This window comes from uncultured Agrococcus sp. (assembly GCF_945915485.1).
Lineage (GTDB): Bacteria > Actinomycetota > Actinomycetes > Actinomycetales > Microbacteriaceae > Agrococcus.
In genome coordinates, this window is the sequence record NZ_CAMEFJ010000004.1 from 53,815 (window position 1) to 68,319 (window position 14,505).

Genomic DNA, 14,505 nt, shown 5'->3' on the forward strand with positions numbered 1-14,505 from the left:
GTTCCTTCCGAAATCAAGATTCATGGCCGTCTGTGATTGTGTCGACCACGCAGCGTCAGTAACTTGCCGTTGCCGTTGTGGTTCTGACGAAAGCGTACTGATCGGTTCTGGGCGAAGCCTGGAGACTCCCTCATTGTCTGCAGGATGCTCAGCGCCTCGGCGTGATCGTCACGCTCAGCTGATCGGAGTCGTCGTGAAACATGACGAAGACGTCGTAATCGCCTATATAGAGCCATGCGATGTCATAGCTCGAGTCACTCGTGTCACGCTCTTCGACATCGGGAAGCGCCAGCAACTCCTCAACGTACGCTTCGAAGGTCCCTCGGTCTGCCGGAACAAGATAGAACTCCGCCGTATCCGAGTATGGAGAGGGCTCGCCGGGAGGCTTTGGAATCTCCTCCGGCCAGTCGTCGACAGCGTCTGGCGCCGTGGTTTCTTCCCGCTGCCCTTCGGGGCTCGTCGTACCGCGCGGTGGCGCGGGCGTCGCCCCTTCGAATTCCGAGGGCGTATCGCCGTCGTGGGCGCTTTCCGTTTCGCCCGGTGCTTCATGAGGAGGCGCGTTCCCTCCCGCCAGGGACGGCAGGAAAATGCAGCCCGATACTGAAGCCGTCACGGCCGTCAACAACGCTGTGAGCAGCAGCTTCCTGTTTCTTCGGCCCATCCGTGTTGCAGAACTCCTTCCCATCAGGAAAGCATCACCGTAATGAAGCTGTCACTGCCTTCTTCGGCGAAGACGATGATCATGTCGAATTCGCCGATGCGGAATACCGCGCCATCGGTTTCCTGCGTTGAGCTGTGAATCTCTTCCGCGTCCCGAAGTTCTCGAATCTCGTCGAGGTATTCGAGGTACGCGTCACGGTCGGCAGGAACCATGTAAAAGGTCGGTGTATCGAAGCCGGGAACGGGCGAACCGGGAGGCTGTGGGATCGACAGGGGCCACTCCTCAAGCCCTTCCCCATCGGGGTCCGGTTCAGTCGGCACGGGATCGGTCGGTAGCGTCTCCTCGTCGGTCTCCGTGGGCTCGGGGCTTTCCGTCTCGGAGCAGCAAGGGGTTTCAATAGGCTCGTCGTCGTCGGAGGGGCCCAGGAATACACAGCCCGTCAACGTGGCAGTTGTGACCCCCGCGAGGAGTGCCAGCGTGAGTATCCGACGTGCCATGATGATCCTTTCCCGGCTGTTCGTATTGCCAAGGTAATCGAAATTGCCGACAGCGGGCTGTGTAGCAGCTTCACGCTACCCGTCACGACCGCGATCCGGTCGAAAGGCCGCGATGCATGACGTAGGTCAGCCTATCGCCTGGAGGCTCATCCTTCGTGCCCGCACGTGCCGCTTGTTCGCTCGGCGGAGTTCGCTTGTGGGGTACGCCTGAACGCTTCTCCGAGCTGTAGCGTAGAAACATGCACGCTGAAGATTTATCGCTCGCTCTTCGTCTGGCCGACATCGCTGACGAGATCTCGATGCAGCACTTCCGCAGCCAGGATCTCGAGACCTGGACGAAGCCGGATCGCACCTTCGTTACGGCAGGAGACAGAGCCGTTGAACTCGCGATTCGCGACCGGTTGCACTCAGAGCGGCCGGAAGACAGCGTCCTCGGTGAGGAATTCGGAACCGAAGGAAGTGGAGCACGGCAGTGGATCATCGACCCCATCGACGGAACCGCTCATTTCATGCGCGGTGCGCCCGTGTGGGCAACACTGATCGCGTTGGCCGTGGATGACAAGCCCGTTGTCGGTGTATGTTCAGCACCGGCGTTCGGCCAGCGTTGGTGGGCGTCCGTGGGCGAAGGTGCCTGGACCAACCCTGGCGACCCGAGACGCATCCGAGTTTCGGGAACGGACACCCTCGAGCACGCCGCCTTCTCCTACAATGCGATCCAAGGGTGGGACGGAGCGGGCCGACTCGATCAGCTCATCGCGCTGCAAAGACGTGTCTGGCGAGCACGCTCCTACGGTGACGCTTGGAGTTACATGCTGCTCGCGGAGGGCCAGATCGATGCCGTCGCGGAGTTCGATCTCCAGCCGTACGATATGGCCGCACTCGTTCCGATCGTGCAGGAGGCGGGCGGCACGTTCACCGCTGCCGACGGCAGCGAAGGTCCGTGGCACGGCAGTGCCGTTGCGAGCAACGGACTACTGCACGCCGAACTACTCGCCGCGATGGACGGATAGTCTGCAGCCATGCGCGAGATCACCGTACAAGAGCTTCACGCCGACCCGAATGTTCCTGTCGTCGACGTGCGGGAGCTCGACGAGTGGCAAGCCGGCAGGGTACCGCGAGCCGAGCACATGCCGATGGCGCAGGTACCCGTTCGATACCCGGAGATTCCGGATGGCGCCGCTATCATCTGCGCGTCCGGTGGCCGCAGCGCGCGCGTCGTCGAGTACCTGGAGCAGTCGCTCGGCATCGTGACCATGAACGTCACGGGTGGCACGAATGCGTGGCTAGAAGCGGGATACCCGGCCGACCGCGGATAACGCGACCGGCCGGGTACCTGACCACTCGTGTTGGTTCAGGGCTCGACGACGAGCTTCCTGTTCATGAATTCCTCCATGCCGCGGGGCCCGAGCTCACGCCCGAATCCGGAGCGCTTGACGCCACCGAACGGCATGTCGTAGTCCTCACCGTTCGCGCCGTTGATCGACACCATGCCCACGTCGAGCCTCGCCGCGACAGACCTGGCAACGTCGAGGTCGTCGGCCCAGATCCGTGATCCGAGGCCGTACGGTGTCGCGTTCGCGATGCGAACCGCGTCGTCCACGTCCTTCGCCCTGTAGACCTGGCCTATGGGCCCGAACAGCTCCTGGCCGTATGCCGCCATGGTCTCCGTGATGCCGCCGAGCAGAGCGGGGGCAACCCTTGTGTCGCCTGAATCCGCAACGTCACCGGCGAGCACCTGCGCACCGTCCGCGACGGCTGCTCCCACCTGTGTGCGCAGATTGTCGGCAGCTGCCTGCGATGAGAGCGGGCCGACGAGCGCTTCGCCGTCCTCCGGCTCTCCCACCTTCATCTCGGAAAGCGCTGCCGACACCTTTTCGACGAACTCGTCGTACTGCTCGTCGACGACGATGAATCGTTTGGAAGCGTTGCACGCCTGCCCCGAGTTCTCCATACGGCCCTCGATCGCCGCTTCGACGACGGCGTCGAGATCCGAGGCACCGAGCACGAGGAAGGGGTCGGAGCCACCGAGCTCCAGCACGACCTTCTTCAGATTGCGCCCTGCTACCTCCGCCACCGCAGCACCGGCCCGCTCGGAGCCGGTCAGCGATACTCCACGCACCGCTGGCGAGGGAATGACGATGTCGGCGATCTGCTCGTTCGTAGCGAAGACATTCTCGTACGCACCCTGCGGCAGACCGGCCTCTTCCAGAATCTCCGCGATCATGCTTGCCGACCATGGGCACTGCGGAGCGTGCTTCAACACGACCGTATTGCCGAGGACGAGGTTCGGCATAGCGAACCTGGCTACCTGATAGTAGGGGAAGTTCCACGGCATGATGCCGAGGATGACGCCCTGGGCCTCCTTGCGAACGCGCGCGTCGACTCCGGCGCGGTTCTCCAGAACTTCGTCCGCCAGGAACTGCTCGGCGTTGTCGGCGTAATAACCGATGATCTCACCGGAGAATTCGGCTTCGAACAGGCCCTGCTCCAGCGGCTTACCCATTTCGATCTGGATGATTTCCGCGAGCTCTTGCTTGCGGTCGATGAATGCCTTCGCCGCTTTCTGCAGAATTTCAACGCGTTCGGAGAGCGGGCGGCTGGCCCAGGGTTCGTACGCGGCATCCGCCCGAGCAACGCTCTCGCGAATCTGTTCGTCGGTGGCCGTCGGATATTCCTTGACGGTCTCTCCCGTGTAGGGATTCACGACGCGATAGTTGGTCATCTTCCACTCCTGATCTTCTTTGAACCGATGCTGCTCAGCCTATCGTCCGTCGCTCAGCAAAGCGGTCACGATTTCCGCCGCCGGGGCTGCCCGGATGTCCTGCCAGCGCTCTCCCGCCCACAGGTGGACCCATTCTGGGTTGCAGTGGTGCGCAGCGGCACGGCGGAGATCTCTCGTCAGCCAGTGAACATCCGGATATCCGGTCGGCGCGTCGACTCCAAGCCGTGTCCAGGCATTAGTGAGGGCACGCGCCGGTCTGCCTGTGAAAGCCCTGGTCACGACCGTGGAAGAAAAACGAGCGTCCTGCAGTGCTTGACGGTGCACCCCGGAGGTTCCCGCTTCGTCCGCGAGGAGAAACGCAGTACCGCAAGACACGGCGGCAGCGCCGCCCCTGAGCGCGGCTTCAACGCCTGCGGCATCGACGATTCCGCCCGCGACGACAACGGGCGCATCGAGTGGCAACAGCCCGTACAGGAGGTCGGCGACGGTCTCGCTTCCTGGCTTCCGCAGCGGATCGTGCGTGCTTCTATGACCTCCCGCGGATGCCGCCTGCGCGATCAAGACATCGGCTCCGATCTCGAGCGCCCTGCGCCCCTCCTCCACGCAGGTCACGGTGACGCCGACCGTGACGCCCGCGCCGTGCAGTCTCGAGACATCGTGAGCCGTGGGAAGCCCAAAGGTGAACGTGACCAGCGCGGGAGCCTCTTGCACGAGTGCATCGATCTTCGCCTCGTAGTCATCGTCATCGTGCACCGGCTCACCGAGCCTCGAGCCGAGACGTTCGGCGACGGGCGCCAGCAGCTCGGAGTACCGCCGGAGCTGCTCAGCACTCACGGTACGAGGTTGCGGCGTGAAGACGTTGACGCCGACCGGCCCCGGGTGGCGCTCACGAAATGCGACAAGATCGGCTGCGACGGCATCGGCGGGAAGGTATCCCGCGGCCAACGTCGGCATCCCGCCGGCGCCACCGACGGCGACGGCAAGGTCGACCGTCGTGACGCCCCCTGCCATCGGCGCCAGCCAGACTTTGCGGGCAAGGAGGTCGGCGATGCTCATGTCAATGAGTGTAGTCACCGACTCCCTGCACGCGAGTGACTACATCGCGCCCGTGTAGCCTCCGTCGACGTGGATGGTCGTGCCGGTCACGTAGGACGCCGCGTCGGACGCCAACCAAAGGCTCGCCTGCGCGATTTCCTCCGGCTGTGCAAAGCGGTGCAGTGCCGAGAGCTGCTTCGGGTACTCAACGGGATCGAGGCCGAACTGCTCGATGGCACCGCGCAACATCGGGGTGTCTACCGCGCCGGGTGCGACAGAGTTCACACGAATACCGTGCGGGCCGTTCTCAACGGCCGCTGTCTTCGTGAGCGCATTGACGCCGTGCTTTGCGGCGTTGTATGCGATCGTCTGCGGCTGCACCCGAAACCCCGAAGTCGATGAGATGTTCACGATGGCGCCACCATCGCCCTGCTGCAACAGCTGCCGCAGCTCGTACTTCATCGTCAGTGCCGTCCCCTTCAGGTCAACAGCCATCAGGCGATCCCAGTAGTCTTCGTCGATCTCCGACGCCAAGTTCTGGTCGGGCGTCAGAGCGGCGTTGTTGACTGCCACGTCCAGGCGACCATAGTGTTCGACGGTTGCCGCGACCATGGCTTCTGCTTGTTCGCCATCGGAGATGTCCACTTGCACGAAGTGCGCGTCACCTCCCGCCGACAGAATTTCGGCGGCGACGGCTTCGCCCTTCTCGCGATTGAAGTCGGCGACGACGACTTTAGCGCCGGCCTCGGCGAACAGCCGTGCCGTGGCCTCTCCCATGCCCATCGCGGCACCCGTTACGATCGCGACTTTACCTTCAAGAACCGGAAACGTCATTTCTCCAAGCCTCTCTGTTCTCCGGCATCGCTCTTCGACACCTTCTTAATCGGGTCAACAAGACCCTCGCAGAATTATTCCAAATTTGAACTAACAGAGATGCCGCTTCCGTGGAGTCGACAAAAAAGAGCCCCGGGGAAACCGGGGCTCTTTCATTCGCGCGACGCTCTGTGATGTTCCTCGCGCTTACGCGCTCGTCAACAATCCCGATCGCCTCGGGAGAGGATGCGTGCATCCACTCCCGAGATTCAATCGCTAGTGGAGATGGGGGGAATCGAACCCCCGTCCACTGCCACACAGTGAGGCTTCTCCGGGTGCAGTCTGTGGATATTCGTTCTACTCGGCCCCGCCCTTTGTCACAGACATCTAGGACGACGGGCCCAGTCACAGAAAAAGTCCCGCACTACCCTGTGACGCAGTAGTGCAGCAAGCTCTCAAAACGACGCCAGGGTCCCGAGCGAGAGCATCTCGGGTCTGACGGACTTCGGGCTCGCCTTATGCAGCGAGGGCGAAGTCGGTGCGCTTTGCGTTGGCACCTATAGTTTCGCAGGGGGCGTTTACGAGATAACCCTGCATCCTCGACCCGCTTCCCACCACGCATATGAACAGTGTCGAAACCGATCATCCCCGTGGGGTAGCGTCGCGCGCTGTTGACTTGTCAATGAACATCCGGCCACTAGCGTGACCAGCCCTCCATAGTACCACGTACTCGCGCTGTAGCCACAGATGACAATATCCCGCACTGGCGGCTCATCATCCTTCGATTCGCTACCGTGAGTGCATGAAGGTTCTCCCACGATGGTCAGTGTTGTTCGCCGCCGCGGTTCTCGTCGTGACAGGATGCGCATCCCAAGACGGCCCTTTCGATTCTGGCGACATCGCGAACGTACCGACCGAAGCACCGACGAGTCTGGTCGAAAACCTCGACGCTGAGAGCATCAGGTATTTCGGGCAGGATCCGCGCGGTGCGGACGTCTACGGCGGCACGATCGATGCGGAAGATGCCTGGTGCCTGGTCATCTTGGATGCGGAAGGCACGTCAGGAGGCGGGTGCGGCGACGGCTTAGGGCAGCTGCGCGTGTTCTTCGAGGGATGCACCTACCGACTCTCACAGGACCCGGTCCTGGACGCAGGTGACGAAGAGCTCCTCGGCGATCATCTCACGGTCAGCTGCCCGTAAGCGATCACCCGAACAGGTGCTTGATCTCCTCGTAGCGTGATGCCGGCACGGTCTTGAGCGAACCGAGCGCCTCGTCCAGCGTTACGCGAACGATATCGGTCCCCCGCAGGGCGACCATGCTGCCCCAATCGCCGTCGGCCACGGCGCGTACGGCACCGATACCGAACCGTGTGGCGAGCACCCGATCGGCTCCCGTCGGAGCGCCTCCTCGCTGAATGTGACCGAGTACCGTCGCTCGAGATTCGATACCCGTGTGCTCCTGAATCATCGGGGCGAGCATCTCGGAGACACCGCCGAGTCGCGGCCGGTTCGCCTCGTCGTTGCCCCTGGTCGAGTACTCCTGATCCATGTCCTTGAGCTTGAAGCCCTCCGATACGACGACGAGCGGGGCTCGGCCACGGTCGTAGACCTGGCGAACGTAGTCGCCGATCTCCTCGATCGAAACGGGGTGCTCCGGAATGAGAATCACGTGAGCTCCGACCGAAACACCCGAGTGCAGTGCAATCCAGCCGACGTGGCGCCCCATGACCTCCAGCACCATGCACCTCATGTGACTGTCGCCCGTCGTGCGCAGTCTGTCTCCAGCTTCCGTTGCGATCTCCACGGCCGTGTCGAACCCGAAGGTGTAATCGGTAGCGTCCAGATCGTTGTCGATGGTCTTCGGTACGCCGACGACGGGCATACCGTCGTTGAACAGCCGACGAGCCCCCGAGAGGGTCCCCTCTCCGCCGATCGCGATGATGCCGTCGATGCCGAGACGGTCCATGGTCGCCTTCATCTTCTCGGGCCCGCCGCCCTCCGCGTCGTAGGGATGCGTACGGCTGGTACCGATAATCGTGCCCCCAACACGCGATAGCCCGCGGACCGCGGACCGATTGAGCGCGCGAACATCGCCCTCTATCAGCCCGCGCCAGCCGTCCCGGATGCCGACGAAGTCGTAGTCGTACTCCTTAATGCCGGTCAGCACGGCAGCTCTAATCACTGCGTTGAGACCCGGGCAGTCTCCCCCGGAGGTCAGAATTCCGATACGCATTGCACGCTCCTGTATAGCTTTCGCGGATAACCAGTCTCTCGCACTCGATAGGTACCGCGCATCGGTTGCGACGCGACGCGCTCTTCGACGCAGGAAGATCGTGGGGACCGTACGAGGCTACGCCGGATCGACAGTTTCCACCACTTTGCCTCAGTGTCTAGGGAGTGCTGGAAACGGTCCGCCGCTTTTAAGCTGACAGTCGGCCATCTGTCAGCTTCACCCGTCTACCCTAGAGATACGAACCATTCTCGGGAGGACCTGCTATGACGTACCCTCCGCCGAATCCTGAATCGGCACAGCCGTACTACGGGCCGCCACCCGCCGGGCCTGCTGGTCAGGATTGGAATGGCAGCGGATATCCACCGGCTGCCGGGCCACCGGCCGGCCCCAACCAACAGTCGAAGAAGTCTCGTGTAGGTCTCTTCCTCGGAACCAGCACTCCCGGCGGCGTCGTAACGGCTCTCGGCATGACGCACGCCGAGGGCATGCAGCACGGCGACTCAGCGGCATCCGACAGCAACGAATCCAACCTGTTCGAACTCGCGGTCGAACTCCTTTCGGGCCAAGACCGCGTCCTCGAGGCACGTGACGGCGTCCTCATCCCCTAGAAAGTAGCACCATGACGAACTACCCCCCGCACCAGTCCAACCCGAATCCTGACAACACCGGCCCGGTTCAACAGCCGGGGCAGAACCCATCGGCTCCCGGTTACGACCAGTACTCGCAGCAGCAGTACCCGCAGGGCCAGTTTCAGCAGCAGTACCCACAGGACCCCCAACAGGGCGTGCCGCAACAGCAGGGCGGCTATGACGGGTACGGCGGCCAGCAGCCTCCTTACGTCGACCAAGGGGGCGGCTACGTAGGCGGTTACGGCGGCGACGGAAATCAGTACGGCGGGCCGGGCGACGGAAGCTACGGCGGACCCGGAGGACCCGGCGAAGGCGGAGGCAAGAAAAAGAAGAAGCGCCTCGGTCTCATTCTCGGCATCACGATTCCGGTAGCTGTCATTGCGATTCTCGGCCTGCTTGCGGCCATCTTCGTCCCGCAGTATCTCAAGCAGCAGGAGATTGACGAGGCGGTCGCAACCTACAACCAGGAGCACGACGCGTGGTCGACAACGTTCACAGAGGATCAGTTGGCCGCGCTCGAGAGTTCCTTCGACGGTCTGGACGTGCTCTCGGCGGCCAACGGCGACTACTCGGGGGACGGTTCGTTCGGTGAAACGTGTTCTCAGCTGGATGGGCTGGCACCGGTCTTCGAAGAACTTTCCGGTGGCGAGCCTCCCGCACGCCCCAACGTGGAGGATGCGGAAGGTAACGAGGAATACGACGCAGCTGTTCAGCAATACAGTGAGTACCAGGCCCGTTACGAAGGCAGCGCCGAGCTGCTGGAGCTCATTGAGTCCACGATGGGCTCGGCGCCGGCAGAGTGCGCGTTCGTGGGCGAATTCACCGAAATCTACGACCGCTATCAGGGTAATCTCGACTCGCTCGAGTCGTTCGCGCGAGCACTCTCCGACGGTGATGAGTACCGTTTGCCCGCCATCGAGGAGGACGGTGAGTGGATTATCACCTGCCAGTCGAGCTACGGCTGCTACGACGAGTCGACGTCGTCGAAGCGACAGGCGAATGCCGACGCATACGAATCGGCCTACGTCGCATACGCGGACGACATGGTCGGCCTGTACACGAACCACTGCCCCGCGGGCATGGACGACGCCTGCTCGGTATACGTGCAGTACTGGGAAGAGTACGGAGCGCTGGAACGTGAGGTGGTGAACTCGTTCACGAGCGACCCCGTTGAGCAGATCGAAGAGCACGATGTCGTGTCGTACGACCGCCTCCAGGCAGAAGGCGATGTGAACGACTGGCTCAGCTCGAACTCCGTGACGAGCGGGCACGATGACCCGCTCATCGCCTCGGCTGAGAGCTTCAACGGGAGCCGTGACGCGCTCCTGAATCAGGCCGGCATCGTGCTGGGCGGCGAAGAAAGCGAACAGTAACGAGTGCGGCCGATCGGCTCGGCGCGGTTCTACTCGCCGAGCCGATTCCGCATGCGCATCGCGCGCTCCGCTTCGCGTTTGTCCTGGCGCTCACGCAGAGCGTGCCGCTTGTCGTACTCGCGCTTTCCCTTCGCTAGCGCCAGTTCGACCTTCGCTCGTCCGTCTGAGAAATACAGGCTCAGCGGAACGAGAGTGTAGCCGCCTTGCGCGACTTGACCCGCGAGCTTATCGATCTGATGGCGGTGGAGCAGCAGCTTCCGCTTCCGCCGCGGCGGGTGGTTCGTCCAGGTTCCTTGCGCGTAGGCAGGGATGTTCACTGCGTCCAGCCATGCCTCGCCCCCGTCGATGAAGGCGTAACCGTCGACGAGCGAGGCGCGTCCGGCGCGAAGCGACTTGACCTCGGTTCCGGTCAGCACGATGCCGGCCTCAACACGATCTTCGATGTTGTAATCGTGTCTGGCCTTCTTGTTCTGGGCGATCAGTTTTCGCCCTTCCTCGCGTGCCACGAACGTCTCCTCCTGCGCGTAGTCAGCCGTTCAGCATAGCATCACATCGCCGTATCGACGATGGCTGGAGAGCGGCCCGTCTATACGCGCAGGTAGCGACGAATCGCAACAGCTGCGGCGATAGCGGCGAGCACGACCCCGATGCCCAGCAACACGGGTACCACGAGCATTGCTGCATCGACCGTGACAAGCGGATACGTCGGCAATGCTGGTGCCAGATAACCCTGCACGCCCCACTGCACGAGCGCAAGAATTGCACCGCTGGCGAGCAACGACCCCACGAGTGCCGCGACAACGCCCTCGAGGATGAACGGTGTCTGAATGAAACGGTTCGAGGCACCGACAAGCCGCATGATGCCCAGCTCTCGCTGTCGCGAATACGCGGATAGTCGAATCGTTGTTGATATGAGAAGCACCGCCGCCACGAGCATGATCGCCGCGATGACGACAGCCGCGAGGCTCGCGATGTTCAAGACATTGAAGATGGGCTCGAGCAGTCGCCGCTGATCCTGGACTTCCAGCACACCCGGCAGGGAACGTGTCGCCTCTGCAACGACGGAAGCATCGGCAGGGCTGCTCGGTTGCACACGGAGCGCTCTGCTCATGGAATCTTCCGTGGCGAATTCGACGGCCTGCGTTCCGGCGAACTGTCGCTGGAAATTCTCAAGAGCCTGTTCGCGATCCTCGAATTCGAAGTTGCGCACAAACGGATCGATAGCTTCCGATTCGAGAACGGCCTCAACGGCGGCGATGTCTTCCTCGGTGGCTTCTCCCGCGCACTGATCGCCGGTATCTCCGTCATTGCAGAAGTAGATGGCGACTTGAGCGCGGTCGTACCAGAAGCCCTTCATCTGGTTGATCTGACTCTGCAGCAGCATCGCCGAACCGACGAAGGTCAGGGAGATGAATGTCACGAGGATGACCGAGATGACCATAGACATGTTGCGGCGAAGGCCGGTCCACACCTCGCGGAGAACAAGTGCGACCCTCATGCTTTGGCTCCCTTCTCGCTCTTCTTCGAAGCGGCTTTCTTACCGCCTTTGCTCTCCGGTGCCTTTCCTGTTGAACCGGTGGCGGCTACCGATACGCCGTATGTGCCCGATTTCTCATCGCGAACCACCTTGCCGGAGTCGAGCTCGATGACGCGTCGCTGCATAGCGTCGACGATGGAGGCCTCGTGCGTTGCCATGACTACTGTCGTGCCGCCCTCATTGATTCTCGCAAGCAGCGCCATGATGCCCGCGCTGGTTGTCGGGTCGAGGTTTCCCGTCGGCTCATCAGCGAGGAGAATGGGTGGTTTATTGACAACCGCTCGTGCAATGGCAACACGCTGCTGTTCGCCGCCGGAGAGTTCGTGCGGAAACCGGGACGCCTTCCCGGCAAGGCCGACGATCTGCAGAACATCGGGGACCGCCTCCGAGATGAAGCCTCGGCTTTTGCCGATGACCTGCAGCGTGAACGCCACATTCTCATAGACCGTTTTGTTGCGGAGCAGCCGAAAGTCCTGGAACACGACGCCCAGGTTGCGCCGGAAGAACGGCACCTTGCGCGTCGGAATCGAGGCGAGGCGCTGGCCGAGGACGTGAATATCGCCTGTATTGGCGCGTTCCTCACGCATGATCATGCGGATCACCGTGCTCTTGCCGGAGCCGGAGGCTCCGACGAGAAACACGAACTCGCCAGCCTGAATCTCGAGGGAGACCTCGTTGAGGGCAGGGCGGGCCTTGCGCCTGTAGGTCTTAGAGACGTTGTCGAAGAGGATCATCGACGTACAAGCTACGCACGCCGTGCGCCGTGTAGCGACAGGCGCTCCGCAATCGACAAAATATCCTGCCGCACAAGCCCGCTAATCGTCTGCGAGCTGCTGTTGTTTGCGCCACCGGATACCGGCAGCGATAAAACCGTCGAGGTCGCCGTCGAACACGTGAGTGGGGTTGTTGACCTCGTGATTCGTGCGGAGGTCCTTCACCATTTGATACGGCGCCAGTACGTACGAACGCATCTGGTCGCCCCAACTTGCCGAGATAGTACCGGCGAGCTCCTTCTTCCGTGCAGCCTCTTCTTCACGCTTCACGAGAAGCAAACGCGACTGGAGCACGCGCATTGCGGCAGCACGATTCTGAATCTGGCTCTTCTCGTTCTGCATCGAAACGACGATGCCGGTCGGCAGGTGCGTGATCCGGACGGCGGAGTCTGTCGTGTTGACACTCTGGCCACCCGGACCGGATGAACGAAAGACATCGACGCGGATGTCGTTCTCGGGGATGTCGATCTCGTCCGTCTGTTCGAAGAGCGGCACGACTTCGACCGCTGCAAAACTGGTCTGTCTCTTGCCCGCGGAGTTGAACGGGCTCATGCGTACCAGGCGGTGCGTGCCCGCCTCGACGGAGAGGTTGCCGAACGCGTAAGGAGCATCGATCTCGAACGAAGCGGACTTGATGCCCGCCTCCTCGGCGTAGGACGTGTCGTGCACCGTGACGGGCATCCCGTGCTGCTCGGCGTACCGCAGGTACATGCGCAACAGCATCTCCGCGAAATCGCTCGCGTCGACACCTCCCGCACCGGCGCGAATCGTGACGACGGCCGGAAGTTCATCGAAGTCGCCATCCAGGAGCGTGTGGATCTCCATGTCGCTGATGGTCTTCTGCAACGCGGCGAGCTCCTTGCGAACGTCACTCTTGGCCGAGTCGTCGTCCTCTTCGTTCGCGAGTTCCACGAGTACCTCGAGGTCGTCGATGCGCTGCTCGGTATCGAGCACACGTTTGAGCTGCGCCTGCTTATGACTCAGGGCGCTCGTGACCTGCTGTGCCGCGTCGGGATCATCCCAAAGGTCGGGGGCTCCGGCACGTTCGCTGAGCTCGGCGATGTCGCGCTCCAGAGCATCCGTGTCGACGACCGCTCGGATGTCCGAGAAGGTCGTACGAAGCTCACTCAGATCGTGGCCGATATCGATTTCGCTCATGATTGACCAGCCTAACGGCCCCGCGACGGGGACGCAGACCAGAGCGGGCGTACGGATTTCGTGGAGCACGCACTGGCGTAGGCTGCGACTGTGGCAGCTGACACTTCCGACGGCGAACGCTTCCCGTTTCGCTCTGTCGCAATCGCTGTTTTCGCGCCGACGATCGCCTTCGCGATAGGCCAGGGCGCACTCATTCCGTTTATCCCGTTGCTCGCACGCGACATGGGAGCATCCCTCGCCGTTGCCGGCATCGTCGCAGCGATGGCAACGATCGGCGAACTCCTCGGGTCTGTTCCGGGAGGGGCTCTCGTCGCCCGATTCGGGGAACGCGCAACCATGATCTACGCGGGCCTCACCGTGCTCGTCTTCCTCGGACTCGCGTTCTTCGCAACCGCGTGGTGGCAGTTGGCCGCCTGCATCCTTGCCGCCGGGCTCGGCACGGCCGTCTTCTCACTCGCCAGGCACGCGTTCATGACGACGTTCGTCCCCTATCGGTATCGTGCGCGTTCGCTCGCGACGCTCGGCGGCACGTTCAGACTCGGCGTCGCGATCGGGCCGCTGATCTCATCCGTGTTGTTCGCCCTGGGCGCTGAGACTCGCGTGAGCCTTGCGGTGTTCGGGGTCGGCGCACTGACTGCCGTCGTCATTCTGTTCTTTCTGCCGGATCCGACAACGACATTCTCGTCCGACCCGGCACGCGCAGGACAGCGCAACGCGGCGGCGGCTTCGCGGGGTATCCTGCCGACGATTCGAGCAAATGCACGCACGCTCGCCACCGTCGGCGTGGGCGCCGCCCTCATGGCCTTCGCCCGGAATGCACGAACACTCCTCGTTCCGCTCTGGGCGGTTTCCATCGGTGTCGACGCGACGACGACGGGCATGGTGATCGGTCTCGCCGGCATCGTCGATTTCGCGCTCTTCTTCGCTTCGGGATGGATCATGGACCGCTTCGGCCGGATGTGGGCTGTTGTTCCCAGCATTCTCGGGCTCGGATCCGGATTCCTGCTCCTCACGTTCACGCACGACGTTCCCTACGCCGTCGCGATGTGGATTGCCGCTGCGGGGATGCTCGC

General features: G+C 62.5%; 16 protein-coding genes and 1 other RNA gene. 6 read left to right on the top strand and 11 right to left on the bottom strand.

What is annotated here, in order from left to right; translation table 11 throughout:
* Nucleotides 1–148 precede the first annotated feature (148 nt).
* Complete coding sequence (locus Q0O95_RS01705; protein WP_293694712.1) at nucleotides 149–661, bottom strand: hypothetical protein; 513 nt, start codon at nucleotides 659–661, stop codon at nucleotides 149–151.
* A 23-nt stretch (nucleotides 662–684) separates the two neighbouring features.
* On the bottom strand, nucleotides 685–1,158 hold the full coding sequence (locus Q0O95_RS01710; protein WP_293694714.1) for a hypothetical protein: 474 nt from the start codon (nucleotides 1,156–1,158) through the stop codon (nucleotides 685–687).
* A 239-nt stretch (nucleotides 1,159–1,397) separates the two neighbouring features.
* Between Q0O95_RS01710 and Q0O95_RS01715 the strand changes: the two genes are divergently transcribed.
* Both Q0O95_RS01715 and Q0O95_RS01720 read left to right on the top strand, forming a co-directional pair.
* Nucleotides 1,398–2,168, top strand: coding sequence for an inositol monophosphatase family protein (locus Q0O95_RS01715; RefSeq protein ID WP_293694716.1), 771 nt, complete (start codon nucleotides 1,398–1,400; stop codon nucleotides 2,166–2,168).
* Between the two features lie 9 nt (nucleotides 2,169–2,177).
* A complete protein-coding gene (locus Q0O95_RS01720) occupies nucleotides 2,178–2,474 on the top strand; it encodes a rhodanese-like domain-containing protein (protein WP_293694717.1) in 297 nt (98 codons plus the stop codon).
* Nucleotides 2,475–2,509: 35 nt separating this feature from the next.
* Here the strand turns inward: Q0O95_RS01720 and Q0O95_RS01725 are convergent, their stop codons facing one another.
* The 4 genes from Q0O95_RS01725 to ssrA form a co-directional block, all read right to left on the bottom strand.
* Nucleotides 2,510–3,880: an aldehyde dehydrogenase family protein gene (locus tag Q0O95_RS01725; RefSeq protein WP_293694719.1), complete on the bottom strand. Its 1,371-nt coding sequence runs from the start codon at nucleotides 3,878–3,880 to the stop codon at nucleotides 2,510–2,512.
* 39 nt (nucleotides 3,881–3,919) lie between these two features.
* A complete protein-coding gene (locus Q0O95_RS01730; RefSeq protein ID WP_293694721.1) occupies nucleotides 3,920–4,936 on the bottom strand; it encodes a nitronate monooxygenase in 1,017 nt (338 codons plus the stop codon).
* A 39-nt stretch (nucleotides 4,937–4,975) separates the two neighbouring features.
* The gene (locus Q0O95_RS01735; protein ID WP_293694723.1) at nucleotides 4,976–5,749 is read right to left on the bottom strand and encodes a glucose 1-dehydrogenase; all 774 of its coding nucleotides are present in this window, start codon (nucleotides 5,747–5,749) and stop codon (nucleotides 4,976–4,978) included.
* A gap of 256 nt (nucleotides 5,750–6,005) precedes the next feature.
* Nucleotides 6,006–6,378: a transfer-messenger RNA gene (gene ssrA, locus Q0O95_RS01740) on the bottom strand.
* 152 nt (nucleotides 6,379–6,530) lie between these two features.
* On the opposite strand from ssrA, the gene Q0O95_RS01745 reads away from it, so the two are divergent.
* Nucleotides 6,531–6,929, top strand: a complete 399-nt coding sequence (locus Q0O95_RS01745) for a hypothetical protein (RefSeq protein ID WP_293694725.1) — start codon at nucleotides 6,531–6,533, stop codon at nucleotides 6,927–6,929.
* A 4-nt stretch (nucleotides 6,930–6,933) separates the two neighbouring features.
* Here Q0O95_RS01745 and Q0O95_RS01750 read toward each other — a convergent pair whose 3' ends face one another.
* On the bottom strand, nucleotides 6,934–7,962 hold the full coding sequence (locus Q0O95_RS01750; RefSeq protein WP_293694726.1) for an ATP-dependent 6-phosphofructokinase: 1,029 nt from the start codon (nucleotides 7,960–7,962) through the stop codon (nucleotides 6,934–6,936).
* 263 nt (nucleotides 7,963–8,225) lie between these two features.
* Between Q0O95_RS01750 and Q0O95_RS01755 the strand changes: the two genes are divergently transcribed.
* Together Q0O95_RS01755 and Q0O95_RS01760 are read left to right on the top strand one after the other, a co-directional pair.
* Complete coding sequence (locus tag Q0O95_RS01755) at nucleotides 8,226–8,570, top strand: hypothetical protein (RefSeq protein ID WP_293694728.1); 345 nt, start codon at nucleotides 8,226–8,228, stop codon at nucleotides 8,568–8,570.
* An 11-nt stretch (nucleotides 8,571–8,581) separates the two neighbouring features.
* Nucleotides 8,582–9,964: a hypothetical protein gene (locus tag Q0O95_RS01760; protein WP_293694729.1), complete on the top strand. Its 1,383-nt coding sequence runs from the start codon at nucleotides 8,582–8,584 to the stop codon at nucleotides 9,962–9,964.
* 29 nt (nucleotides 9,965–9,993) lie between these two features.
* On the opposite strand, the gene smpB is transcribed toward Q0O95_RS01760, so the two are convergent.
* The 4 genes from smpB to prfB form a co-directional block, all read right to left on the bottom strand.
* Nucleotides 9,994–10,470: an SsrA-binding protein SmpB gene (gene smpB / locus Q0O95_RS01765; RefSeq protein WP_293694730.1), complete on the bottom strand. Its 477-nt coding sequence runs from the start codon at nucleotides 10,468–10,470 to the stop codon at nucleotides 9,994–9,996.
* Nucleotides 10,471–10,550: 80 nt separating this feature from the next.
* A complete protein-coding gene (ftsX, locus tag Q0O95_RS01770; RefSeq protein WP_293694731.1) occupies nucleotides 10,551–11,462 on the bottom strand; it encodes a permease-like cell division protein FtsX in 912 nt (303 codons plus the stop codon).
* A complete protein-coding gene (gene ftsE, locus Q0O95_RS01775) occupies nucleotides 11,459–12,235 on the bottom strand; it encodes a cell division ATP-binding protein FtsE (protein WP_366516425.1) in 777 nt (258 codons plus the stop codon). The genes ftsX and ftsE overlap by 4 nt, the downstream gene beginning before the upstream one ends.
* 81 nt (nucleotides 12,236–12,316) lie before the next feature.
* A complete protein-coding gene (gene prfB, locus Q0O95_RS01780; RefSeq protein ID WP_293694732.1) occupies nucleotides 12,317–13,432 on the bottom strand; it encodes a peptide chain release factor 2 in 1,116 nt (371 codons plus the stop codon).
* A 90-nt stretch (nucleotides 13,433–13,522) separates the two neighbouring features.
* On the opposite strand from prfB, the gene Q0O95_RS01785 reads away from it, so the two are divergent.
* Nucleotides 13,523–14,505, top strand: a 983-nt coding sequence (locus tag Q0O95_RS01785) for an MFS transporter (RefSeq protein ID WP_293694733.1), incomplete at its 3' end; no start/stop codon positions are given.